The following is a 24745-nucleotide window of genomic DNA, read 5'->3' as shown; positions in this document are numbered from 1 at the left end:
GCACCCGTTGTCACGGTCGATCACGCATCCCTCAAAGCGAGGCCCCGCGTCGCGAGCTCTCGCAGAAGCTCCATCTCAGCTGAGGGGTCCGCAGCTCCGAACACCGCTGAGCCGGCCACGAGCGTATCGGCGCCTGCCGCCACGACCTGCTCGACGTTTGCAGCCGAGATGCCCCCGTCGACCTCGATCGCAGGATTCACGCGACGGTGCGCGCACAGATCGCTCAGCTGTCGCAGCTTTGCATAGGTTCCCTCGATGAAGCTCTGACCACCGAAGCCGGGGTCCACGCTCATGACAAGCACGGCGTCCACATCCTCGATGATGCTCTCCAGCGCGGAGACCGGCGTCGCCGGGTTGAGTGTGACGCCCGCGCGCACGCCTCGATCGCGCAGCCGGTGGACGATGCGATGCAGGTGCGTGGCGGCTTCGACGTGGACGGATATCATGTCAGCGCCGGCATCAGCGTACCAATCGATCGTCTCATCGGGATTGGTCACCATCATATGCACATCGAGCGGAATCGAACAGTCTCGCTTGCAAGCTGCCACGATGGCGGGTCCGAATGACAGGTTTTCGGTGAAGTGGCCATCCATGACGTCGATATGGATGAGGTCCGCTCCGGCGATGCGCGCGAGCTCTGTTCCGAGTGCTGTGATGTCGGCCGCCAGAATCGACGGCGCTATACTGATCTCTTCTCGCATGGGATTCCCCTCTCCTTGCCAACTCCGTAGAACTCTTCCGTCGGAAGACGATCCATGAGCACCTCCAGCGCCTCGCGGATCGAGGCGTTCCCGTAGATGATCGATTCCAGGGCGAACGTGATCGGCGCGTCGACCCCGATCTCGCGGGCGAGCTGCGCGACGCTCAGAGCCGCAGCCGCGCCCTCGACGACCATATGCGTGCGCCTCTCGTAGGTCGACAGCGCGGTGCCGCTCGCACAGGCGAGACCGAATCCGCGATTTCTCGAGTGGGGCGAGGTGCATGTGGCCACCAGGTCCCCCATGCCCGCAAGCCCCATGCATGTGAGAGGATCGCCGCCGCGGGCGTAGACGAGCCGGCTGATCTCGGCGAGTCCACGCGTCATGATCATGGCGAGGGTGTTGTCACCGTAGCCGGATCCGCAAGCTATGCCGCACACGATCGCGATGACGTTCTTCACCGCGCCGCACATCTCGACGCCGACGGGATCATCGGACAGGTAGACGCGAAAGGTCAACGATATGAGCAGGTCGCGAAACCACTCGGCGACCTGCCCCTCGGTTGCGGCGCACACGGCCGCGGACAGGCCGCCCCGGCACACCTCCTCGGCGTGGTTGGGCCCCGAAAGCGCAGCGATGCGCTCGGCGCAACCCAGCTCCTCTGCGACGACCTCGGTCATGAGCTTGCCGGACTCGGGCTCGATGCCCTTCGAGAGACACAGCACCGGAGCGTTTCGGGCGACGTGTCCGGCCGCCTCGCGCGCGCGCTCTCTCAGATACGCCGAGGGCGTGGCAAAGATCACGGCTTCGGCGCCCCTCAGCGACCGAACCAGATCATGCTCCGCTGAGATCCGCCCGGAGAGCTCGTACTCGACGAGATAGCGAGGGTTGCGATGCCGCTCGGTGATGGAACGGGCGATGCTCGGATCATGAGCCCACATCACAACCTGATCCGCGCGCGCCGCGCACAGACCTGCCACGGCGGTCCCCCATGAGCCCGCCCCGATGATCGCGATCCTCATCGGTCGGCTCCCTTCTCGTCGCCGTCGCCGTCGCCGCACCGATGTCCTCTCAGCGAAAGCTTCGATTCGGAACCCGAGATGAGCTTTTTGATGTTCGCGCGATGCGCCCAGATGATCAAGACTCCGATGAGCGACATGATGAGCTTGAGCGAGATGGATGCATAGGGGAAGGCGAAAGCGACAGCAACGGGCACGCCGAGAGCCGCGAGAATCGAGCCGACCGAGACGTAGCGCGTCAGCGCGACACCGATCGCGAACAGACCGAGGAGAGCGCAGGCGATCGGCCAGTACCATCCGAGCAGCACGCCGAGGCCGACCGCGATCCCCTTGCCTCCCCTGAAGTGCAGATAGGGCGAGAACACGTGCCCGCACACGCAGGCGAGCGCCACGAGGCCCAAAAGGTGATCGCCGGGCCCGCCGGGCGTGAGCTGCAGCTCGTCGCCACCAAAAGCCGCCCATGCGATGACGAAGCGGCTCGCGACGATGCAGGCAACCCCCTTCAGGCAATCGAGCAGCAGCGTGGCAGCCGCTATCTTGGGTCCCAGAACGCGCAGCGCATTCGTCGTGCCGATGTTGCCCGATCCGGCTTCGCGAATGTCGACATCGTCTTTCATGCGTCCGAGTATGAGTCCGAACGGAATGCCACCGATGAAGAAGGAGGCGATCAGGCACACCGCTATCACAACGTGCGACATGGACATATCAGCGCTCCCTGCCGGAATGCGAATCCTTTTTGCGGAAGCGAAGCCGAATCGGCGTCCCGCCGAAGCCGAACTTCGCGCGCATGCGATTCTCGATATAACGGCGATACGAATCGCTTATGAGCTCGACGTGGTTCACGAAAAGAGTGAACGTTGGAGGCTTGGTGCCCGTCTGCGTCATGTAGTGCATCCGCAGTCGACGCTTTCCGTCCACGACCGTGTGGCCGAATTCGCGCAGATCGGTCAGGAACTGATTGAGCCTCGAGGTTGAGATCTTCGTCTCACGGGCTCGCTCGGCGACATCGATCATGCCCCAGACCTTCTCCACCGCACGCCCGGTGAGCGCCGAGGTGCGCAGGACGCCAGCCCAGGTGGCGAACGTGAAGCGGCGCTCGACGCTGGCCATGACCTGCTCGCGCAGGCGCTCCTCGCCCAAGGTGTCCCATTTGTTGAGAAGCACGACCACGGCGCAGCCGCGATCGATGGCGAGCGCGGCGACCTTCTGATCCTGCTCGGTGACGCCTATACTCGAATCGACCACGAGCAGGGCGACATCGGCGCGATCGATCGCGCGCAGCCCGCGCACCATCGAATAGTACTCGACGTTCTCGTAGACGTTGCTCTTCTTGCGTATGCCCGCCGTGTCCACCATCCGGTACAAGCGAGCGTCGCGCCGGACGATCGTGTCGATTGCGTCGCGCGTCGTGCCCGCGACATCGGAGACGATGGAGCGCTCGGAACCGATCATCTTGTTGAACAGCGAGGACTTTCCGGCATTCGGCCGACCGATGATCGCGACGCCCAGGGCGTCGGGAAACGGATCGACCTCGCGCTCCTCATCGGGCAGCAGGGCGACGACCTCATCGAGAAGATCCCCTGTTCCGTGACCGTGCAGAGCCGAGATGGGCAATGGATCTCCGATGCCCAGCGAGCTGTACTCCCACAGGCGCTCCCCCTCTCGATCAGGGTTGTCGAGCTTGTTCACGAGCAGAAACACCGGCTTGTCCACACGCCTGAGCAGGCGCGCCACCGTCTCATCCTCCTCGGTCACGCCGGTTCTGCCATCGACGACCATCAGGATGACCGCAGCCTCCTCTGCGGCGGCCAGCGCCTGGTCGCGAATGGAGCCCGAGAAGACGTCCTCGCTTTTGAGCGACTCGATGCCGCCGGTGTCCACGATCGTGAACTCGCGTCCCGCCCAGTCCGCGTCGTGATAGGAGCGGTCTCGGGTGACGCCGCGGGTCTCGTGGACGATGGCCTCCGATGTCTGTGCAAGTCGATTCACCAGCGTCGATTTGCCCACGTTCGGGCGGCCGACGACCGCTACGATTGGCTTCATATGCTACTCCCGCCGATGGATTCGAGCGCTCCGATGCCGATGCCCCGAGCGCGCTCCGATTCGTCTACCAGATCGACGGACGCCGATGAGCCCGCATGGGCCCGCGCGCCGCGTCGTGAAAGCTCCGCTTCAAGCTGACTTCGATGATACCCGTCCGAGTTCAGCCCGTCTGAGATGAACAAGACGATGGGCACAAACAGCATAACACCGAAGGGATCGCATCCGATCTGCGCGAGGGAATCAGACGCGCCGACCGGCTCCGGGCCAGCTCACGCGCTGTCGCACATACCGCCGATGACCGCGACAGCGCGATCGATGTGGGCGGCGGGCGTCGACGCGCCAGCCGTGATGCCGACGAGACGCGCGCCGTAAAACCAACTTGACTCGAGTTCTGCGACATCCTCGATATGATGCGTCTTCGGACACGAAGCGGCCGAGATCTCGGCGAGACGACGGGTGTTGCCCGAGTTCTTGCCGCCTATCACGATCATCACATCCTCCCGCTCGGCAAGGGCGCGCGCAGCGCGCTGTCGATCGGTGGTCGCAGCGCAGATCGTGTTCACGACGCAAACCTCGCGCGCGCGCGCGAGGAGCGCGTCGGTGATCTGCTGAAGGCGCTCGATCGTCTGGGTGGTCTGGACGACGACACCGATGCGCTCGGCGAGATCGATTCCGTCCAGATCGGCGAGACGGGAGACGACGCGCGCGCCATCGCCTGCGGCTCCGAGAATGCCCTCGACCTCGGGATGTCCGGCCTCTCCGACCACGAGCAGCTGGAAGCCCTGACGAACGAGGCGGCGCGCCGCGGCGTGGGCCCGCTTCACGTAGGGGCAGGTCGCATCGAGCACGTGAAGGCCCTGGGCGCGCGCTTGCTCGACGAGCCGGGGCACGACACCATGCGTGCGCAGAATCAGCGTGCCGGCATCCGCTGTCGACACGCTCTGCGCGACGCTGACGCCCTCGCGGGCGAGCTCATCGACGACAAGCGGATTGTGAATGAGCGGACCGAGGGTTCTAACCGGTCCCTCAGCGTCCCGGGCGGCGGCGCGCGCCATCGCGAGCGCGCGCTCCACACCGTAGCACGCGCCCGCGTGCGCAGCGATCTCGATCTCGACCATCTTCAGCTCCTGCCGGGATGCTCGCGGCGCAGCTCATCTCGGACGGCGTACATGCGCGAGACCGACTCGTCCTCCACCCACGCGAGCCGTTCGCGACGCCGGAGATTCGCTGGAGCCGCCGCGGGATCGATCCGTGAGCCGCAACGGACCCAGGTCTTTCTCGGACGGGGCACGTGTTTGCCCGCAGGGGTTATATCACGAAAGCCGCAGACCGCCATAGGGGCGATCTCGGCCTTCGCCATCTGTGCGAGCAGGGCGAATCCCCCGTGGATCCTGACGGGCCGCCCCTCGTCTCGGATGCGCGTGCCCTCCGGGAAGATCAGCACGTCCTCGCCTCGCGCCAGCGCGCGCTGCGCGCGACGAAGCGCTTTGAGATCCGCGGTTCCGCGCTCGATGGGAATGCCTCCTCCAACCCGTGAAAAGAGCCACCGCACGATCCCCACCGCGTCCCATTCGGATTTGTACAGCGGGCGGACGCGCCGACCGCTGCGCCAGACGTGCGCGCATATGACGACGACCTCTGCCATGGACGTGTGGTTGCAGATGACGACCGATCCGGTCGCGTCGGATGAAACGAGCTCATCGGCGTTCTCCACCCGCCAACGCCACAAGAGCTTTGAGAAGATGTAGAGGATACCGAAGACCAGGTCGCTGAGGATCCGAATCGGCAGGGGGAACGCTCGCATGCCGCACTCGAAGTAGCGATCCGCGCTTTTGGCCGCGCCCATGAGCTATCTATCTCCTGTCATCGATGAGAGATGTGATGCGAGCGAGCACCTCATCGATGCCGCAGGCGGTGGAATCGATGCGCACGGCGTCCGCCGCGCAGGACAGCGGAGCGCACCGCCGATTGGCATCCAGGGTGTCTCTGCGCTTTATGTCAGCAAGGATCCTGCGCGACTCGGCGTCGAGATGTCGGCTGTCCAGCGATGTCCCATGACGCTGGAGCGCGCGCCGACGGGCGCGCTCCACAGGGTCCGCCGTCAAAAACACCTTCACCTCGGCATCTGGAAACACCACGGTTCCGATGTCGCGGCCCTCCGCCACGATATCGCGCCCGATCGCTGCTTGGCGCTGAGCATCGAGCAGCGCGGTGCGCACCCCCGGGTTCGAAGAGACCTTCGAGACGGCGCGGTCCACCGCCGCCGTGCGAATCTCGCGCGTGACGTCGCGACCGTCCACCTCGAGGTGGGTCTCCTCCCCGGCGCGCGAGGTGAAGCGCATGGAGAGCCGTGCAGCCAGTTGCGCGATCGCGCGCTCGTCGTCGATATCGACACCTCGGCTCAGCGCGGCATTCGTGACGGCGCGATACAGCGCCCCGGTGTCGAGCTGAGCGAAACCGAGACGACTGGCGAGCTCGCGCGCGATGGTCGATTTGCCCGATCCAGCGGGTCCGTCTATGGCGACGATCATATCATGATTCCTTTCGAGACGCGCCGGGCCGCCCGAGGTGCGCGGGCGGATCAGCTGGCGATTCAGGTCGGAGAAGAGCGAGCTCGCAGGACGTGAGCTCTCTCCACTCCCCTTCTGCGAGATCGCTGGCGGCAACCCCGCCGAAGCTCGTGCGCACAAGGCGCTGAACAGGATGGCCCACAGCGGCAAGCATGCGCTTGACCTGATTCTTTCGGCCCTCGCGAATGATCAGCTCAACAAGGGATGATCCCCCCGAGGCGCGTCGCTCGACAAGACGGCACCGAGCAGGCAGGCATGGGCCGTCATCGAGTTCGATCCCGGCGCGCAGCACATCAAGGTCGGCCGAATCCGGGGTCCCCTCCACGCGTGCGAGGTAGGTCTTCGCGACGTGCTTCGAGGGATGCAGCAGATTCTGCGCGAGATCGCCATCCGTCGTGAACAGCAACACGCCTGTCGTGTCCTTGTCGAGCCTCCCGACGGGGAAGAGCCCCGGAAAGCGCCGGATGGGAACCAGCTCGGCGACACAGGGCCTGCCCGCGGGATCGCTCATCGTGGTGAGATAGCCCGCCGGTTTGTTGAGCACGATATAGACCGGAGGTGCACCGAAGACGACTTCGATGCCGTCCACCTCGACGCGATCGGCTCCGACATCGACCTTCGTTCCCAGCTCGCTTGCGACCAGACCGTTCACGCGCACCCTGCCGGCGCTCATCAGGTGCTCGGAGCCGCGCCGGCTCGCGACGCCCGCACGCGCGAGAAAGCGCTGCAGGCGCATCGTCCGCGGACGCTCCCGCCGGTCCCCCGGCTCCATCGAGGCGGCCGCGAGATCAGGCGTCAAGGCGATCACCCGCGGTCTCGCCGCCGCGCACGGCTGTACCGTCCGCACCGGACAGCGCGTCGAGGGCCGATTGGGCGCGCAGATCCTCTCCCTCGGAGGTGTCGAGAAGCTCGCGCTCCTCCTCCAGGTCCTCCTCGGTCTGCTCGAGGGTCGATGAGATCGCGCCACCTGAGAGGCGCTCGCGGATAAATCGCTTCGATTCCTCATCGGGGGCGAATTGCTCGAGATCCGGAAGATCGCGCAGGGAGCGCAGGCCGAATTTCTCGAGAAAGACATTCGTTGTGCCGTACAGGATCGCCTGGCCGCGCTCCGCGTCGCGACCCACCTCGCGGATGAGCCCTTTGTCGACGAGCGACGAGATGACCCCGTCGGAGTTCACACCGCGAATCCCTCTCACCGCCTCCCGAGTCGCGGGCTGGTGATACGCGATCACCGAGAGCGTCTCCAGAGCCGCTTGCGACAGCTTCTGCGTGTCCCAGGACATCACGAACGACTCGACCTGCTCGTGATACGCGGGGTGCGTGAACAGACGCCAGCCTCCTGCGACCTCGCGCAGCTGGAAACCCCGATTGGCCTCTTCATACTCGACCTTGAGTTCCGCCAGAAGCGACGCCGCCTCGCCGGGTGCGATGCGGATCACGCGCGCGAGCGCAGAGGCGCTCACCGGATCGCTCGAGACCAGAAGCATCGCCTCGAGAGCGCCTTTCGGTGAATCGGATTCCAGGGTATCCAAGGTGTTCACGCAAGCCTCCTACTCGTCTGCGGACAACGCGTCGCCCGGCTTATAGGCCGCGGCGCCACGGACGCGGTCGATGCGAATGTCGCCGAAGCTCGATGCCTGCGCCAGCGTGATCGATCCGCGCTTCGCGAGCTCCAGTATCGCCAGAAACGTTGAGACGATCTGCTCGGCACTCGATTCGGCGTCGAGAAGCTCGGAGAACATGATACGGGGCCGGGCCGTCGTCACTCGATCGACAGAGGCGACCGTGAGCTCCAGTGGCACGCGACGCGGCGCCACGTGTTCGGCCTCCAGCAAGAACGTATCACGTCGCGCGGCGAGGTCGGCGCAGATGACAGCAAGACCACGCAACGTGATCCCGGAGAAGTAATCGGGCATGAGATTCAAGAACTCGGGGTCCGGGCCGGCGACCCTGGGATGCATGCGTCCCTCGGCCTCCATGCGCGATCCAAGGGCCCATGAGGCGCTTCTGAACTGCTTGTACGCGATGAGCCTCTGTATGAGCACCTCGCGCAGAGCGTCGCCGTCAAGGTCGGAGAGCTCATCATCCTCCTCGATCGCATCCTCGCGAAGACGCACCGCGTCATCGGGCACCAGAGAGGCCGCCTTGATGTCCAGAAGCGTAGCGGCGACGAGCACGAAGTCGCTGGCTATATCGAGGTTCATCGCGTCCAAGCGGTGCACTTCGGAAAGAAACTGCTCGGCGACCTCTGAGATCGAGATGGCCCCGATATCAACCTTCTGCCGCGAGACGAGCTGCAGCAGCAGATCGAACGGACCCGAATAGAACTTGGTCGTCACGCGATACGACATCGAAGCTCACCTCCCACGGCGCAAGAATATCCCGGGCACACCCGACACGTTGGTCCCAATGCAGCTCAGACCAATCCCATCGCGAATGACAGCAGAAAATGAAATACAGGGTACACGGTCACGCTGAAATACAGCGAGATCAGATCGATACGGAAGAACTGAGGCAAGACGAACAGCATGATCAGCAACGCGAACATGGCATAGCGCTGGATCTCATAGTAGGTGCGCAGGGCCTGGCCCTTGAGGAACACGACCAGGATGGCGGACCCGTCAAGCGGCGGGATCGGAATGAGATTGAAAAATGCGAGCGCGAGGTTGATCTGAATCGCCTCGACGGACAGATCCATGATCGATCTGACCATAAAATCAGTCGCAGAAGAGATCGCGACCGAATGGAGAACCAATCTCAGCAGCAGCGTGAACAGGCAGGCGATCACGATGTTCGAGGCGGGACCGGCGAGCGAGACCAAAAGCTCGTCGCGCTTGGGATGCCTGAGATTGTTGACCTGCACCGGTACGGGCTTGGCGAACGCGAACACCGGTCCACCCATCGCTATCATGAGCAGCGGCAGCAAAACGGTGCCGAACGGATCGATATGATTCAGAGGATTGAGCGAGACGCGGCCGCGCGAGCGAGCGGTCGCGTCTCCAAGAAGATACGCGGCGAGCGCATGCGCGCTCTCATGAACGACGATGCCGATGATCAATGCGAGCACGCTGATGATGATCGAATACAACGACAACCTATACATGAGGACCGCCTCTCTAGCGGAGCATGCGCGCGATGCGCGAGAAGATGAAATCGAGTATGAACAGCGCGACGGCCATGAGGGAGAAATCGAAGCGGAACACCCCGCCGAACGGACTCGATATCACGCCATAGCCAGCGATGGAGGGGGGCAGGACGCGGGAGATGTCCACGATGAGCCCGACGATGTTGAGCCTTGAGGGCAAACCTGAGAAGCACAGGATGACGACGAAGCAGCACAACGCGATCGAGCACAGCCGGAGCGCGAGTGCCAGTATGCCCAGGGCCACGCCAACTGCTCTACGAACGCCCATGTGATGTCTCCTCCTCCAGTTGAGCCGAAAGATCCAGCCACTCCTCCTCGAGAACGGAAATCTCCTTTTTGAGCGCACCGTACTCAGCCAGCGCCCGGTTGAATGCGACCTGATCCTCGTAGAGCCCCTCTGAGGACATGATCGCCATAAGCTCATCGTAGCGCGCGCGCTTGCGAGCGAGATCCGCATCGACGGTGCTCAAGCGAGTCCGGCGCTGCTTGAGCCTGCGGTTCAGCTCGGCGCGCGCCTGCGCGTCACGCCGCCGCTGCTCGCGTGTGCGCTTCCCCGCTGCAGGCTCCTCAGGGCTCGAGGTGCCCGCGCGTGGCCGCCCGACCGTGCCGGCGCGCGATTGCGCGCCGGTCGCCTCGGACCGACCGTCTGCTTGTTCCACACGCCTCGCGAGATCATCGCGCTTGTACAGGAAGTAGTCGTAGTCGCCGTCGATGACTCTCATCTGGCCGTCTCGGACGTCGACGACGCGATTGGCGACGGCGCGCACCAGATGTTCATCATGGCTGATCAGCACGATCGTGCCGGGAAAGCGCGTGAGCGCGCGCTCGAGCATGTCGATGGAATCGATGTCCAGATGGTTCGTCGGCTCGTCCAAGCACAGCAGAGCCTCGGGCGCGACGAGCATCTTGGCCAGCGCGAGCCGGGCCCGCTCCCCGCCGGAGAGCACGCCGACCCGCTTGTCCACATCGTCGCCGGAGAACAAAAAGGCTCCGAGCAGGCTGCGCTCCTGCGGAACGGTCCACCCCGGGGCGACGGCGTCGATCTCCTGCAGGACGGTGTTCGCCTCGCTGAGCGCCTCGAGCTGATGCTGTGCGTAGTATGCCACGCCGACATGGAGGCCGAGCGAGCGCGAACCCGCGTTCAACGGCTCGACGCCGGCGAGCATCTTCATGAGGGTCGACTTGCCCGCGCCGTTCGGCCCGGAGAGCACGACATGATCGCCTCGGTACAGCGTGAGATCGATGCCGTCGTAGATCTGCTTGTCCCCGTAGGCTTTCGAAGCGTTCTCGAGGGAGACCACCATGTCGCCGGAGCGCGGAGGGTCGGGGAACTTGAAGTCGACGTGGCGGTGGCCCTCGGGCAGGATGACGAGCTCTTGTCTGATCTGCTCGATGCGCCGTATGCGCTCCTGGGCCTGCGCCGCCTTGGTGGGTTTGTAGCGGAACTTATCGACGAACACCTGCATGTGGGCGATCTCGCGCTCCTGCGCGGCGCGCTTGAGACGCATCTGCTCGAGGTTCTCCTCGCGCTGGCGCAGATACGCGCCGTAGTTGCCCGCATAGGTGGTGACGCGACGGTTCTCGACGGCGGCGACGTGATCGCAGCAGGCGTCCATGAAGGCTCGGTCGTGGCTGACGATGAGCACGGCGCCCTCGTAGCCGGCGATAAAGCCGCGCAGCCACTGGACGCTCTCCAGATCGAGGTGGTTGGTCGGCTCATCGAGCAGAAGCAGGTCGGGATGGCGCAGGAAAAGCTTCGCGAGCGCGATGCGCATCTGCCAGCCTCCCGAGAATTCCGCGCAGGGCCGCGAGAAGTCCTCGACGTGAAAGCCCAGGCCGGCCAAAATCTGACGGGCGCTGCTCTCCAGCTCGTAGCCGCCGAGCCGCTCGAAACGGTCCTGCACCTGCCCGTATTCGCGCAGCAGCGCATCGAGCTCGCCGCCCGCCTCCCCCGCCGCGGCGATCTGCTGCTGCAGCTTCTCGGCGCGCTCACCGAGCGAGACGATCTCGCTGGCCGAAGCCATGACCTCCTCCAGGATGGAGCGGCTTGAGGCGAGTTTCGTCTCCTGCTCGAGATAGCCGACGCGAACATCCTTGGCGAACAGGACGGATCCGGTGTCGGGTGCATCGAGCCCCATGATGATCTTGAGCAGCGTGGTCTTGCCGGCGCCGTTGGGCCCGACGAGCGCGTAGCGCTCACCGGCGTTGATCTGCAGCGACGCGCCCGTGAACAGAACGCGCGCGCCGAAGCTCTTCTCAACCTTGTCAACCGAGAGGATCATACCAACCTAACAGACCGTGCCCGAGGGCGCTGCGGACAGACGAATATGGGAAGCGAGGCGCACAAGGCCCCGCACAGGATCAGGATCGCTTTGCGGAACAATACATCAAACGTGACTATATATCAAGCTACCTGCATAAACGCACGACAATTGGTCGTGCGTCATCCTTCTTTCAGATCCGATGGCAGCCGTGCACCAGACGCTTCTCGCGCGAAACTCAACCGGTCGGTGCCATGACACAAGCAGGTCGTGAGCGAGCAGATTCGCCACGGCAGCACCGCGACTGTGACCGGTGATCAGTATCTTCGATGAGGCGAGGTCTATTCCGTTTTCTGGGTCCACGAACTCAGTGCCGCGCGAACGTTGTCCCACGTCGCCTTGAAGCCGTGGTGATGCATTGTTGAGGACGCGCCGGCGGAGACGTCCATGTTCGACTCCCAATCCGCCTTGCTTGCGGTTCCCCACACGTCGACGACCACCAGGCGCGCTCCGCTCGATCCGAGCAACTTGGTCGCGAAGGCGTATTCCGGAGTTCTCGCGCAACGCGATGCGTCACACTGTGCGAAAAGGGCATTTCGATCGCATCGTTCCTTCTAGACCGTTGGCCCCTCTTGTCTGGTATCGCAGCATCGTTGAAACGAAGTGAGCGGTATACTCCGATTGCTTCGCATTTGAACAATGGGAGGTCCTCCTATGCTTGCTGGCGTTCTCATCTCGCGTCGCCGTCTGATCAGCACAACCAGACTGCTTCTCGCGGCCTCCATCGCAACCTTCGCGTCGGGATGCCGCTCAGGCGATCAGCGCGATGGGTCTGCCGGGTCCTCGTCCTCGAGCGGCTCTGGAGCCGCTGGCAACGAGCCCGAAGGGGGCGGTGCGACCCCAGGGGCGACGCTGGTCAGCATGACTCCAAAGGGAAATGTGAGGTGGACGAAGGTGGTGGTGGAATATGCCAACAGCACGACCGAATCAGACGATGAGGCCGCGCAGACGGCTGGCTTCGCCTCCACGTCGAATCTCGTTTTGCTGAACGGCCTTGTTTATCTGGGCGCAGGCGAGGAGGTGCGCGCGCACGATGCCCAAGATGGCAGGCTCGTGCATCGAAAGCCCTTGAAAGGAGCTATCGGGGCTGCCGCCATCACCGTAGCGGGAGGCAATGGCACAGAAGGTGATCAGGTGCTCGTTGCATGCACGGACGGCTCGTTGTACGCCCTTGAAGCTGTGGATCTGGACGTACTGTGGAAATCCGTGTGCGTACAGGCCTCTTCCATGATAGGAAGCGAGACGACTCGATTCCCGAACGGCTCTGAAGAGGTGCACCGAACATACGCGGATGCGAACTGGCACGTCACGAACATCGCCTGCAGGGGAAATCGCGCCTATGTCGGATTTTCGAGCTATCAAGTCGATCCCGGTTCGCATCTGATCTGCATATCACTCGACGATGGGTCGCCGGTATGGACGCTGCCCTATCCGGGGAGATTCGCCTCCACAGACGGACAAAGCGAGCTGTTCGCCTCAGATGCAGGACTTGTGGTTCCCGAGCCCGAGGCCACGGGAGTCCTGCTGCTCGACTACGAGTCCGGAGCCGAGATCGCTCGCATTGAGATCGATTCGCCGTTGGGCACGGGACTCACCACCGCACCAGAGGATGCGACGCGCCTTTTTGCGCTCTCCCGGCAAGGAACGCTGTATCGCCTGAGAGCAAAGCCGGGCTCGCTGAACATCGAGGACGCAGTCGCGCTCAGCGCTGTTCCAGAGGCTGGCATCGCGCAAACGATTCCCAGCGAGGCGAGGCCGGTGCTCTTCGACGGTTGCCTACTTTGCAACCTTGCGAGAGCAAAGGATGCTGAGGACGCCTCGATCGCTCTGGTTGATGCGAATACGCTTCAGGTGATCGACACCGTGCAGAATTTCTCCCTTGACACGACGCCGATCGTCTTGCAGTGCAGAGACGATCCCGCACGATTGCTTGTTATTTGTCTGGGCACGGACGGTCTGTGGCAAGCGAGCTATGAGAGCAGGCATGTGGGCGCGTTCAAACGGATCAACGATGATGTCTCATGCGGCAAAACGGCATGGGACACGTTCGTTCCTGTCGATTCGCAGGGCACGTTGTACCTCGCTTCGGGCAACTCCAACAGACAGCGGCTTTTTGCTATCAGCTGACAGCTCCCCTGCTGACTTCCTTGGACAGATATTAGGACAGTGTGGAAAAAACCGGCCTACCGCGTTTGATCTGGTAGACCGGTGTGTGTTGTGGTGGGCGATACAAGATTTGAACTTGTGACCCCATCCGTGTGAAGGATGTGCTCTACCCCTGAGCTAATCGCCCGTGCAATTCAGCGTACTCGATAATACCATGCTCGGCCGCGCACGCCAACGGCATTTTCAACTTTGCATCCTCGACGCACCATCGCCCGGCGCGGATCTTGTGCCACCGCGCATCTAGAGCATATTGAACACCAGGCTCAGGGCAGCAAGCAAGTCGACGCCCAGGACGAGGAGCAGCCACGGCGGACACGGATTGCGATAGAACATGTACTCGCCCGCCGCGATCACAACGGCGAATACCGGCAGGATCAGCGCCTTCGGCATGTAGTTTCCCAGCTCGGATGTCGCGGTCAGCTGCATGCCGACCTCGCTCGGGAGAAGAAGCGCACAGAGAATCAAGACGCCGATCGAGGCGATCGAGAGCCCGATCAGGATCCTCTTTCTGTTTTCTCAAGTGACGCCCTGCTTTTGAACGCATTCGGGTTGATGTAGCCCATGCACGTCGCCTTTCACTGTACAGATAGCTATCTGCTGCTCGATTCTTCCCCCTCACCCGGCAGAGGAGACATCCGGTGCCGGCTCGGCGGCTTCAGCGGAGTCAGGCCTCGCGGCACTTTTTCGCCGCGAGGCCCGATAGAGACGCACCGCGACGCCGATGGTGAGCAGAGCGACCGCAATGGCCCAGAGCTCAGTCGCCCATATCGGCAGAGCATTGGCCTGGTACAGACCGGCACCGAAATCGCTGAGCGCGTGCAGCAGGATCGCGCCGACGATCCAGCTTTTGCGGATCAGTCCGCTGACGGCCATCCACACGATCACCGAGGCGGCGATGTGGAAGCTGATCGAGCAGGCGCGTTCAAAGCCGAAGAGGAGCCAGGAGATCGACGGATTGGCCAGCAATTGCTGAAGCTGCTGCTCCACCACCATCTGCTTGTCTGCTGAAAGAGACGCGATGAGCTGGGATGCGCCCACGCTGTTGGCCATGATGGCCAAGATCAGTTCATTGAGCACCTGCAATCCCTGACCCAGAAGCGACTCGATCCCGCCGTGACCGATACCATATCCTATGGCCCGCTCGACGCCCTCGGCGGGGCGATGCGAGCGGCGGAGCATAAGGAAGGCGCAGGCGCGTCCGAGCTCCTCGAACACCCCGGCGGCCAAAGCTCCATAGAGTGCGTAGACGAACGGCAGGGTCGAGATGAGCCGGGGAAAGAGCCTGAACAAGACGACCCCATGAAGGATCTGCTCAAAGACCCCTGCGAACACGATGAAGGTGACCGCGCCTATCAGCACGGGGATGAATCGAACATGCAGGCGGGCTCGAGTGACGAAGAACAAGATAAACGGACCGCCCACAGCTATCAGCGCCGACGCCGCCAGACATATGATCGAAGCGATCGAGACCATCATTTCCTCCTTGCAGATAGGCATTGTTCATCGGATCGGTCGTGCGCAACCGCCTCGGGCCGACGCAGGACCGATGCTCTCGAGGGGCGCCTCGTCTCAGTTTCGGCACAGGTCATGCAACCAGCCCGCAACCCAGATCATTTGAACCGGAACATTGACCAACCCCCATCTTTTTCAAAGGCGACGCTGTACTGGACCTTGGCATTCTCGTGGGTCGCCTGCTGCACGATTATCGCCTGATCTCCTGACGCGCTCTGGTAGTACGCGACATCATCATATGATTTGAAGGCTCCGAACGCATCCATGGTCGCCTCGGAATTTTTGAAGCCTTTGATAAGTTCTGATTTCGATGTCTTCACTGTGGCGGAGACCTTCCCTGCGAGCGCATCCCAGTCGTGGTCGTTCGCCTCATCGATGAGCGCGCGCGCCTCCTTGCGCACCGCGGCTTCATCGGTCCAGTCGGGCAGACCAGGTTTCGTCTGCGCTGCCTGCTGCTGACCTGAGGTGACGAAAAGCGCGACGGCAACGCACGCCAGGATCAGAACGATCCCGATGCCGCCTCCGATCATGATCTTCTGATTCTTTCGCATGATGATCCCTTCGTTTCGACGGGATCGAGACCGGACGGCTTGCGGTCTTGCCCGCGCGCCTCCCCCTCGTTCCCGCGCTGCATTACGATTAGGCAACTGTCTAATCATATAGGAATTATAGAAAGGGCAAACGAATTGTCAACAGTATTTTCGGGCGGCATCTGACGCGGATCCGGCTCCGATCGACGCTACCCCGATGAGGTTAAACGGACTGGTCACTGCCCGGATGAGAGCGCCCGCGCCGGCGGGCGACGAAGATTGGCGATCGCCGGCGCGAGCGTGGCCGCGAGCACGAGTGCGAAGCCGACTGATGAGACCACCAACCCCGGCATGAAATCAATGCCGACAGAAAACGGAAGCCCGTAGGCGCCGTCGACCACAGCGCAGGTTGCCAGCACCGACGCGGCGCCGACGGCAGATGCGCTCAGCGCATGGATGAGCGCCTCGAGCGCGGAAGTTGCGACGATCGTGCGCGCATCGGCTCCGGCGACCGTCATCAGCGCTACGTCGCGGGTGCGCGATCTCGACGACATGATGACGCTCACGGCAGCGCTGAGGGCGCAGAGCACCACCGGGCCGCCGAGAAGAAGCAGCGTGGTCGAGACGTCCAATCGAAAGCCGCTCGTATCGGTGGCGCCGAGCGCGCGGGCGTGGGCCGCCAGAACGCGTATGACGGAGAACAGACCCGCGACGAGCCCGAAGCCGACCATGATCGGCGTCTCGACCGACATGCTCATGCCGATAGACCAGGTCGCGCTGCGGCGGGCGAGATACCACGCGCTGCCCCAACTGCCGGGCACGAGCCGGCTCCAGCTATCGAGCAGCGCGGGGAGAATCATCGGGGCGGCCGGCACCAAGGTGGCCACCAGCAGGCCGGGCAGCAGAAGCGCCGTGGTCATACCGGCCGTCGGCGAAGCACCCGAAATCGTTGAGGCCGCCCAGCAGCTGAGCGCCGCGACAGCTTGCGATGTTCTCGCGCACCGTGCACTGGCGATCCCGATCTCGAGGAAACCGTGTTCGGCAGAACTGCCGTTCCGGGCTCTGGGGAGCCAGTTCATGTCGTCGCACTGGTCGTCCTGGATGGCGCGGATGGTCTCGCGCTGCGCATGCTCGTCGGCCCATTGCAACTCGGATGTCATGCGGGTCGTGGCCTGGATCTTGATCCGCTTGGCGACGACGGTAGCGACTTCCTGCTCGTAGGACGACTTGGCCGCCCCTCCTCGACGACCTCGGCCTCCAAAGAAATCGTTGAAGACCATGATCTCCTGATCGCGGAACAGCATCGGGGTGGACGGGTTTTGTTGTCTCGATTCACATCATGAACGCGACTAAAAAATGCGAAAGGAGGCGGATGCTCGGCACCCGTCCCTTTTCGACTTTCCCTGCCGCCGCTCAGTAGCGACTACCGGGCGTGCGGATCGCCCCGTCGTCAGGATAGCGGTACTCCACGCTCCGTCCCAGCTCCTCCAACCGAGCACCGATCGCCCGGGCGTTGGCGTTGGCCGCGCCGAAGCGCTCGAAACCCCGCCTTGGTCCTTTTCATGCGATCTCATCTCATTTCCATAAGCTCATGATCGATTGCCCTTCTAACGAATTCAGAGCGAGATATGCCCTCTTTTTTGGCAATTCAGTTTATCGCCTCAACTCGAGATCTAGGAACTTGAGTAGAGACCATTGTCATTTTTCTTTTTCAAGCGGGCGTCCAAGTACTGTTTTTGAGAAATCAAAATCAGAAAAATCGCCTTGCTCGTATCTATCGGCATCGTCGGCAACATCTTCTAATGTAGTATCAAACAGTTTGCAAACTTCTTTATCATTCATTGCTTCCCCCTCTCGAATCCGAGCTTCTTCTTTATGTCTTTTTTCTGCGGGGCCTGCGTGTGAATCACTAGCCATGATCCACCCTCCTTTCTGATGACCACAAGCTCTGTCTGTCTTCCCTTAGAATCAATCCCAATTGCAACATACCTGTCTGGGTTTACATCGAACGACGGTGCGCAGGCGGTGCAATGCTCCCATGCCGTTGCTGCATCGTCCTTTGCGATAATTGGATGTCTCAAAGAGACTCTTTCCGAGACGATGACTCGCTCTAGAACTTTACCCTACCATTAACGATGGGGCGGACCGATGTGAGGGGATTGGAGAAACAGCTGCGCTCTATCAGAAAAAAAAAGCACGAACCGCAAAGGGTTCGTGCTATTTAGGTTTGGTGGGCCTGCTGGGATTCGAACCCAGAACCTAGGGATTATGAGTCCCCCGCGCTAACCGTTGCGCCACAAGCCCGAAATGAGAACAGCCCCTGAGATCGATGATTCAGAGGCTGCGAGTCTGCGTGGTGGAGACGAGGGGGATCGAACCCCTGACCTCTTGACTGCCAGTCAAGCGCTCTCCCAGCTGAGCTACGCCCCCAAGCGGTGCAGGAGATAATATACGGGATCGCAGGCGCGTTTGCAAGAGCCAACTCGAACAAATCGCAAGCAAAGCTCTATCCCGGCCAAAAACGACCGATAGCCCTCACTCTAGGCGAAGCGCACACCGCGCGCGCGGCGAATTCGCTCCACCGCATAGTTCGATGCGTCATCGAGCGCCACATCGACCCGCTCACCGGTTGCACGATCTTTGATCTCGACTGTGCCGGCAGCGATGCCGCGCTTGCCGACTATGATCTGGTAGGGAAAGCCCATGAGATCGTTGTCAGCGAACTTCACTCCGGGTCGCTCGGCGCGATCATCGAGCACCACGTCGATGCCACCGGCTGACAGCTCAAAGGCGAGCCGATCGCCCGCCGCGACGCATGCCTGAAGCTTCGTATCGAGCAGAACGATCGAGACCTCGTAGGGAGCGACCGAAACGGGCCAGATGATGCCAGCCTCATCATGATGCTGCTCGACGACAGCGGCCAAGGTGCGCGAGATGCCCACACCGTAGCAGCCCATGAGCATGGGCTGGGTCCGACCCGCCTCGTCGGTGAATGTGGCACCCATGGGAAGCGAGTACTTCGTGCCCAGCTGAAACACCTGGCTCACCTCGATGCCGCGCGCACCGGAGAGCTCCTCGCCGCACACGGGACACGGATCTCCGGCTACGACGGTCACGAGATCCGCCCACTCGTCAACCTCGAAATCTCTGCCCGGACAGGCGCCGGTCAAGTGGAAGTCGACCTCGTTGGCACCGCACACCCAGCGCTCGGACTCGCGCAGCGACTCGTCTGCCACGAGCCGAACTCCGCGAGGCAGTCCGACCGGACCGATGAAACCCTTGTGCAAGCCGGTCGCGGCGAGCTCCTCTTCGTCCATGAGGTGGTAGTCGCCGAACAGATGACCCGCTTTGATCTCATTGAGTTCCCGGTCGCCCGCGACGATGGCGACGACGGGCACGCCGCCGCCATCGATGAGCGCCAGAGATTTGCGCGTCGCGTTCTCAGGGATGTCGAAATGCGCCGCGACCTCTGCGATCGAGGCGAGGCCGGGGGTGCTCACGCGCTCGAGGGCGCCGTCCCCGGGGCCCTCGGTGACGCTCACCCTCGTGGAGGCGGCTTCATCGTCTGCCGCGAAACCGCAGCTGTCGCAGTAGACGAGGCTCGCCTCGCCCGAGTCTGCAAGAGCCATGTATTCGACAGAGGTGTCGCCGCCGATCTGCCCTGAGTCGGCCGCGACCGGCAGCGCCGCGAGACCGCAGCGCTCGCAGATGCGTCCGTAGGCGGCCTTCATATCCTCATAGCACTCCTGCAGCGATGCCTGAGTGGCTGAGAACGAGTAGGCGTCCTTCATGATGAACTCTCGACCGCGCATGAGGCCGAATCGGGGACGCATCTCATCACGGAACTTCGTCTGTATCTGATAGAGGCTGACGGGCAGCTGCCGATAGCTCGCGAGCTCGTTCTTGACGAGATCGGTTACGGTCTCCTCATGGGTGGGGCCGAGTGCGAACTGCCGCTGATGCCGATCGACGATACGCATGAGCTCGGGACCGTATGCGTCCCAGCGGCCGGAGAGGCGCCACAGCTCGGCATCGGTGAGAATCGGCAGCAGGCACTCCTGTGCGCCGATCGCGTCCATCTCGTCGCGCACGATCTCCTCGATCTTTTTGAGCGAGCGCCACGCGAGCGGCAGATAGCTGTAGATTCCCGAAGCCATCTTTCGGATCATGCCGGCCCTCAGAAGCAGCCGATGGCTCACCAGGTCCGCTTCTGCCGGGTCCTCCTTGAGCGTCGGCGCGTACAGATTCGACATCTTCATCACATAGGTCACAGCCTAGCTCCTCACATATGAGTGAACCTCGCGCATGAGCGCCTCGACGATATCCCTCTCGGCAACTTTACCAATTATCTCGCCGCGGCGAAAGAGTGCGGCCTGACCTTTTCCGCATGCGACGCCGATATCGGCGTCAGCCGCCTCCCCCGGACCGTTCACGACGCATCCCATGACCGCAACCGAAATGGGAGCATCGACATGCTCCAGCTGCGCGGAGATGCGATTCGCGATGTCGATGAGGTCGACCTGGCAGCGCGCGCATGTGGGACACGAGACGATCTCGGGCCCGCGCCGACGGATCCCCAGGCTCGACAGGATGTCCCAGGCGACGGGAACCTCCTGCAGCGGGTCGGCGGTGAGCGAGACGCGAACGGTGTCGCCGATCCCCTCGGAAAGCAGGATCCCCAGCGCGACAGCTCCTTTGACCGTACCCTGACGCAGCGTGCCGGCCTCGGTGACACCCAGATGAAGCGGTATGTGCGGAAGCTCGCTGGCGAGCGCGCGGCCGGTCTCCAGGGTCATGGGGACGCTGTGGGTCTTAGCGGACAAGACGATATCAGTGAAGCCCCGGGCCTCGAAGTGCTCGACGAAACGCAAACAGGATGCAACGAGTTTCTCTGATTGAGTGAGATCATCGCGACATGCGATATCATCCTCGAGCGATCCGGCGTTGACACCGATCCGAATGGCGGCTCCGGCTGCCCCGGCGGCATCGATCACCGCGTCGACGCGCTTCCAGGATCCGATGTTGCCGGGATTGATGCGCAGCTTCGCCGCACCCGCAGCGAGCGCGTCGATCGCCAGCCGATAATCGAAGTGGATATCGGCTACGATCGGCACCGGGGAGGCCGCGCACACCTCGGCGAAGCCCGCGAGCGCCGATCGCGTCGGCACCGAGACGCGCACGAGATCGCATCCCGCCTCGGCGAGCGCGCGCACCTGCGCGATCGTCGCCGGAGCGTCCTCGGTCGGCGTCGAGGTCATAGACTGGACCGCGACCGGCGCGCCGCCTCCGATGACAAGGGAGCCGACCCGGACGGGGCGCGTGAGATCACGCGGAAGATCGGTTTGCATGGGCGTTCCTTTCGGCGGCGCTCGAGGTCGCTCTCAGGAGAAGATGCGCAGAATGTCCCCGCGCAGCAGGTATATGAACAGAAGCGCGAATATAAAGATTCCCGCGATGTTGACCGCGTTTTGTATCCTCAGGGGGATTTTACGGGGAAGCAGCGCCTGGATGACCTCGAACACGAGCTTGCCGCCGTCCAGCGGTGGGATCGGCAGCAGGTTCATGAAGGCCAGGGAGAACGAGAGCAGACCGGCAAGCTGAAGAAACGTGGCGATTCCCACCGATGCAGCCTGCGCCGACATGACCGAGATCCCCACGATCGATGTCGAGCTGTCGAGCACCTCCATGGTGTGCTGGGGCTGCACCAGTCGAACGACCGCTTGCCCGGTGGCGGCGAGATATGATATCGAGAGCTTGGCTGAATCGACGGGGTTCAGATGCGCGACCTCGGTCGTGGCCTGGATTCCGAGCGGCTCATCGGAGCCGAGCGTGATGCTTGCGCTGCGAAGTTCTCGATCATGCTCGAACTCGATCGAGAAAGCGCTGCCCTTGGGCGCGCCTTTGATCGCATGCAGGATATCGGTCCATGTCTCGGTCGTCTCTCCATCGAGCGAGATGATGCGATCGCCCGCCTCGATGCCCGCTGCGGACGCGGCCGAGCCCTCTTTGATACCGCCGACGGCGTTCACATCCTTGATCACCGTGACGCCGATAATCGAGTAGACGCACATGATGAGCAGGACGCCGGACAAGATGTTGACAGCGATACCCGCAAGCAGCATGCACGCGCGCTTCCAGATGCTCGATCCCAGATAGGTTCGCGACCTCTCGCGCTCGAAGAAGCCGCGCTCCTCCATCGGTGGCTCCCATGGCTCCCCCTGAGAGGTGGCATGGTGCCGATCGAATCTGCGACCATCCAAGACGGTGTTGCCCTCCGCGTCTCGGGCAACGCTCGCATACCGGCTCGGATAGCTCTCCTCGGAGCGCTTCGACTCGTGACGTCCGTCATCGACCGGCGCGAGCGAGCCCCATCCGGCCAGCATCGCGCACGCGTCTCCCGCCTCATATTCCGTGATCGACAGGGCGCGAGCGATGTCGGCGACCCGCATCGAGCCCGCTTCGTGCACGAGCCTCAGAACCTGCGGGGCCCACTCGCTGCTCTCTGGATCCATGCCCGAGATCATGGCGTAGCCTCCGAGCAGAATCGGCGTCACCCCGAACCGTGTGCCCGAACGCTTTGAGGTGTGACTCAGCCGCCAGCGGAACGGCAGACCCAGAAAGAACTCCGTCACACGCACCCCGCAGGCGCGCGCCGCGAGGAAGTGACCGCCCTCATGCACGAAGACAAGCGGCGAGAGCAGGACCACGCCCCAGAAAACAACGGAGAGAACCGCGGAGATCACGTGCATATCGCGCCCTTCATGATGCCCGAAGCCGTCGAAGGAGGTCCTCCGCGCGGTGACGGGTCTCGTCATCGATATCGATGAGCTGATCGAATGATTCGACCGGGGACGCGTCGTGCGATGCCATGCACGATTCTACGACCCGGTCGATGTCTGCGAACGCGCAGCGCCCAGCCAGAAACGCCGCGACGGCGACCTCGTTGGCGGCGTTCAGAACACAGGGCATCGTCCCGGCGATCCGACCGGCTTGGTCGGCAAGCTCCAGACAGCGAAACGCATCCAGATCCGGCGCGGCGAAATCGAGTGAGCCGATCGTGCGGAAATCCAGACGAGGCGCTGGCGTCTCCCAGCGAGCGGGATAGGACAGGGCGTACTGTATCGGGATGCGCATGTCCGAGGCGCCCAGATGAGCGATCACCGATCCATCCGCGTACTCGACCATCGAGTGGATCTTCGATTGACGCTGAATGAGGACGACGATAGCATCGTAGGGCACCCCGAACAGATGATGCGCCTCTATGCGCTCGAGCCCCTTGTTCATGAGCGTCGCCGAGTCGATGGATATCTTCGCCCCCATCGACCACGTGGGATGCGACAGCGCCTCGCCCACGCTCACCGAATCCAAGCTCGCACGGGACCGACCGAAAAACGGTCCCCCCGAGCAGGTGAGCCAGATCGCATGCACATCGCGTGCAGGTTCACCGAGGCGACACTGCAGTATCGCCGAGTGCTCCGAGTCGACCGGCAGGATCTGATCGGCGGCTGCGCGCGGCATGAGCAGGTCGCCCCCCACCACGAGGGACTCCTTGTTCGCCAGGGCGAGGCGCTTTCCCGCCTCGACCGCTCTCAGACTCGCCTCGAGGCCCGCGACGCCGACGATCGATACGAGCACCGTGTCCACATCCTCGCGTTCGGCCAGCGCGCTCACGGCACGAGATCCGAATCCGACCTCGCATCCGGCGGGCAGCTCAGAAAGGACGGGGTCATCCGCATGTTCGGTGTCCGAGACTGCGACCGCCGCCACCTTGAACTCGCGAGCGGCGGCGACGAGTTCTTCTGTGCGCCCATGCGCCGACAGCGCGACCACCTGGATTCGATCGGCGTTGCGACGGCAGACATCGAGTGTCTGGGTCCCGATCGATCCCGTGCAACCGAGTATGGCGACGCGCTGCGGCTCGTCGCAGATCATATGATGCCCCCGATGAGAAGCAGGAGCTGAGCGGTGATGCACCCGAAGATGAGCGAGTCGCATCGATCGAGCATTCCACCGTGACCGGGTATGAGATCCCCGGAGTCCTTGACGCCTACGCCGCGCTTGATGCGCGACTCGATGAGATCCCCGAAGACGCCGAGAACATCCACGATGATGGCGAACAGAACGGCATGAAAGAGATCCAGTCCGTACAGCTGGCTTCCCCACAAGATGAGCCAGATCGCGATCGATCCCACGATACCGCCGACAAAACCCTCCCAGCTCTTGTTGGGAGAGATCTTTGGAGCGAGCTTGTGCCTGCCGATCCTGCTCCCCACGATATAGGCGGCGGAATCCGATACCCACAGGGAGGCGCACACTCCGATGGCGAGAAGCGCGCCGGCGAACCCGGGTCTCGCCTCGCGAAGCAGAACCACAGAAGAGAGCATGAAACCCGTGTACAGAGGGCCCATGAGCGTGACCGCGACATCCGCGATGCGCGTGCGAGGCGAGTACGCGTACCAAAGACCCACCGAAAGCACGAGAATGAACAGCAGGGCATTCAAAAACCGCGAATCTCCGAGCGCGGAAAGCGGGAAGAGCACCGACGCGACGAGCCCGAGCGGCTCGCAGGGCAGCTTGCCGTCGATGCGCATGAGGCGAAAGAACTCAAAGCAGCACAAACAACTCAGAAGGCCGAACAGCATCGCCGTGGGGACGACGCCGAGAAGCAGACTCGCGATGACGAGCGCGGCATAGACGAGTCCGAATGCGGCACGTGTCGCGAACCTCCTGATCATGGCCGC

General features: G+C 62.8%; 27 protein-coding genes and 3 tRNA genes. 1 reads left to right on the top strand and 29 read right to left on the bottom strand.

The window, feature by feature from the left end:
• Positions 1-20 precede the first annotated feature (20 nt).
• From rpe to CORGL_RS10075, 15 genes are all read right to left on the bottom strand, one after another.
• Entirely contained in the window at positions 21-701 is a 681-nt protein-coding gene (rpe, locus tag CORGL_RS04660) for a ribulose-phosphate 3-epimerase (RefSeq protein WP_013708766.1), read from the bottom strand.
• Positions 680-1720, bottom strand: coding sequence for an NAD(P)H-dependent glycerol-3-phosphate dehydrogenase (locus CORGL_RS04655; RefSeq protein ID WP_013708765.1), 1041 nt, complete (start codon positions 1718-1720; stop codon positions 680-682). The genes rpe and CORGL_RS04655 overlap by 22 nt, the downstream gene beginning before the upstream one ends.
• Positions 1717-2421: a glycerol-3-phosphate 1-O-acyltransferase PlsY gene (gene plsY / locus CORGL_RS04650; protein ID WP_013708764.1), complete on the bottom strand. Its 705-nt coding sequence runs from the start codon at positions 2419-2421 to the stop codon at positions 1717-1719. Before plsY ends, CORGL_RS04655 begins: the two co-directional genes overlap by 4 nt.
• A gap of 1 nt (position 2422) precedes the next feature.
• Positions 2423-3760: a ribosome biogenesis GTPase Der gene (gene der, locus CORGL_RS04645; protein WP_013708763.1), complete on the bottom strand. Its 1338-nt coding sequence runs from the start codon at positions 3758-3760 to the stop codon at positions 2423-2425.
• Entirely contained in the window at positions 3757-3963 is a 207-nt protein-coding gene (locus CORGL_RS09950; RefSeq protein WP_041738601.1) for a hypothetical protein, read from the bottom strand. The genes der and CORGL_RS09950 overlap by 4 nt, the downstream gene beginning before the upstream one ends.
• A gap of 66 nt (positions 3964-4029) precedes the next feature.
• Complete coding sequence (gene ispH, locus CORGL_RS04635) at positions 4030-4878, bottom strand: 4-hydroxy-3-methylbut-2-enyl diphosphate reductase (protein ID WP_013708762.1); 849 nt, start codon at positions 4876-4878, stop codon at positions 4030-4032.
• 2 nt (positions 4879-4880) lie between these two features.
• A complete protein-coding gene (locus CORGL_RS04630; RefSeq protein ID WP_013708761.1) occupies positions 4881-5606 on the bottom strand; it encodes a lysophospholipid acyltransferase family protein in 726 nt (241 codons plus the stop codon).
• 7 nt (positions 5607-5613) lie between these two features.
• Positions 5614-6291, bottom strand: coding sequence for a (d)CMP kinase (gene cmk / locus CORGL_RS04625; RefSeq protein WP_013708760.1), 678 nt, complete (start codon positions 6289-6291; stop codon positions 5614-5616).
• Position 6292: 1 nt separating this feature from the next.
• On the bottom strand, positions 6293-7066 hold the full coding sequence (locus tag CORGL_RS04620; protein WP_013708759.1) for a pseudouridine synthase: 774 nt from the start codon (positions 7064-7066) through the stop codon (positions 6293-6295).
• 52 nt (positions 7067-7118) lie between these two features.
• Positions 7119-7871 (bottom strand): SMC-Scp complex subunit ScpB, encoded by a 753-nt coding sequence (gene scpB, locus CORGL_RS04615; RefSeq protein ID WP_013708758.1) that lies wholly within the window; start codon positions 7869-7871, stop codon positions 7119-7121.
• Between the two features lie 9 nt (positions 7872-7880).
• On the bottom strand, positions 7881-8681 hold the full coding sequence (locus CORGL_RS04610; protein ID WP_013708757.1) for a segregation and condensation protein A: 801 nt from the start codon (positions 8679-8681) through the stop codon (positions 7881-7883).
• A 65-nt stretch (positions 8682-8746) separates the two neighbouring features.
• Positions 8747-9433, bottom strand: coding sequence for a site-2 protease family protein (locus tag CORGL_RS04605; protein ID WP_013708756.1), 687 nt, complete (start codon positions 9431-9433; stop codon positions 8747-8749).
• 13 nt (positions 9434-9446) lie between these two features.
• Positions 9447-9743, bottom strand: a complete 297-nt coding sequence (locus CORGL_RS04600; RefSeq protein WP_013708755.1) for a hypothetical protein — start codon at positions 9741-9743, stop codon at positions 9447-9449.
• Positions 9730-11757, bottom strand: a complete 2028-nt coding sequence (locus CORGL_RS04595) for an ABC-F family ATP-binding cassette domain-containing protein (protein WP_013708754.1) — start codon at positions 11755-11757, stop codon at positions 9730-9732. The genes CORGL_RS04600 and CORGL_RS04595 overlap by 14 nt, the downstream gene beginning before the upstream one ends.
• A gap of 320 nt (positions 11758-12077) precedes the next feature.
• On the bottom strand, positions 12078-12224 hold the full coding sequence (locus CORGL_RS10075; protein ID WP_245526953.1) for a hypothetical protein: 147 nt from the start codon (positions 12222-12224) through the stop codon (positions 12078-12080).
• A 226-nt stretch (positions 12225-12450) separates the two neighbouring features.
• Between CORGL_RS10075 and CORGL_RS04590 the strand changes: the two genes are divergently transcribed.
• On the top strand, positions 12451-13923 hold the full coding sequence (locus tag CORGL_RS04590; protein WP_041738600.1) for an outer membrane protein assembly factor BamB family protein: 1473 nt from the start codon (positions 12451-12453) through the stop codon (positions 13921-13923).
• Positions 13924-14014: 91 nt separating this feature from the next.
• On the opposite strand, the gene CORGL_RS04585 is transcribed toward CORGL_RS04590, so the two are convergent.
• From CORGL_RS04585 to CORGL_RS04525, 14 genes are all read right to left on the bottom strand, one after another.
• Positions 14015-14089 (bottom strand) — tRNA-Val (locus CORGL_RS04585).
• 113 nt (positions 14090-14202) lie between these two features.
• Positions 14203-14388: a hypothetical protein gene (locus CORGL_RS04580; protein ID WP_013708753.1), complete on the bottom strand. Its 186-nt coding sequence runs from the start codon at positions 14386-14388 to the stop codon at positions 14203-14205.
• Between the two features lie 189 nt (positions 14389-14577).
• Positions 14578-15438 (bottom strand): YhfC family intramembrane metalloprotease, encoded by an 861-nt coding sequence (locus CORGL_RS04575; RefSeq protein WP_172633536.1) that lies wholly within the window; start codon positions 15436-15438, stop codon positions 14578-14580.
• Between the two features lie 134 nt (positions 15439-15572).
• A complete protein-coding gene (locus tag CORGL_RS04570; RefSeq protein WP_013708751.1) occupies positions 15573-16025 on the bottom strand; it encodes a DUF3887 domain-containing protein in 453 nt (150 codons plus the stop codon).
• 215 nt (positions 16026-16240) lie between these two features.
• Positions 16241-17308 carry an ABC transporter permease family protein gene (locus tag CORGL_RS04565; RefSeq protein ID WP_013708750.1) on the bottom strand — a complete coding sequence of 356 codons (1068 nt, stop codon included), beginning with the start codon at positions 17306-17308 and terminating at the stop codon, positions 16241-16243.
• 266 nt (positions 17309-17574) lie between these two features.
• The gene (locus tag CORGL_RS10200) at positions 17575-17652 is read right to left on the bottom strand and encodes a ribbon-helix-helix protein, CopG family (protein WP_083810036.1); all 78 of its coding nucleotides are present in this window, start codon (positions 17650-17652) and stop codon (positions 17575-17577) included.
• Between the two features lie 50 nt (positions 17653-17702).
• Complete coding sequence (locus tag CORGL_RS09795; protein ID WP_156789796.1) at positions 17703-17921, bottom strand: hypothetical protein; 219 nt, start codon at positions 17919-17921, stop codon at positions 17703-17705.
• Between the two features lie 311 nt (positions 17922-18232).
• Positions 18233-18308: transfer RNA gene (locus CORGL_RS04555), tRNA-Ile, on the bottom strand.
• A 50-nt stretch (positions 18309-18358) separates the two neighbouring features.
• Positions 18359-18434, bottom strand: a tRNA-Ala gene (locus tag CORGL_RS04550).
• A 110-nt stretch (positions 18435-18544) separates the two neighbouring features.
• Entirely contained in the window at positions 18545-20263 is a 1719-nt protein-coding gene (locus CORGL_RS04545; protein ID WP_041739202.1) for a proline--tRNA ligase, read from the bottom strand.
• A 15-nt stretch (positions 20264-20278) separates the two neighbouring features.
• Entirely contained in the window at positions 20279-21352 is a 1074-nt protein-coding gene (gene ispG / locus CORGL_RS04540) for a flavodoxin-dependent (E)-4-hydroxy-3-methylbut-2-enyl-diphosphate synthase (protein ID WP_013708748.1), read from the bottom strand.
• 33 nt (positions 21353-21385) lie between these two features.
• Positions 21386-22753: a M50 family metallopeptidase gene (locus CORGL_RS04535; protein WP_013708747.1), complete on the bottom strand. Its 1368-nt coding sequence runs from the start codon at positions 22751-22753 to the stop codon at positions 21386-21388.
• A 10-nt stretch (positions 22754-22763) separates the two neighbouring features.
• Positions 22764-23936: a 1-deoxy-D-xylulose-5-phosphate reductoisomerase gene (gene dxr, locus CORGL_RS04530; RefSeq protein ID WP_013708746.1), complete on the bottom strand. Its 1173-nt coding sequence runs from the start codon at positions 23934-23936 to the stop codon at positions 22764-22766.
• Positions 23933-24739 (bottom strand): phosphatidate cytidylyltransferase, encoded by an 807-nt coding sequence (locus CORGL_RS04525; protein ID WP_013708745.1) that lies wholly within the window; start codon positions 24737-24739, stop codon positions 23933-23935. The genes dxr and CORGL_RS04525 overlap by 4 nt, the downstream gene beginning before the upstream one ends.
• Positions 24740-24745: the final 6 nt, after the last annotated feature.

This window comes from Coriobacterium glomerans PW2 (assembly GCF_000195315.1).
GTDB lineage: Bacteria > Actinomycetota > Coriobacteriia > Coriobacteriales > Coriobacteriaceae > Coriobacterium > Coriobacterium glomerans.
This window is presented reverse-complemented; position numbering and strand designations above follow the sequence as displayed.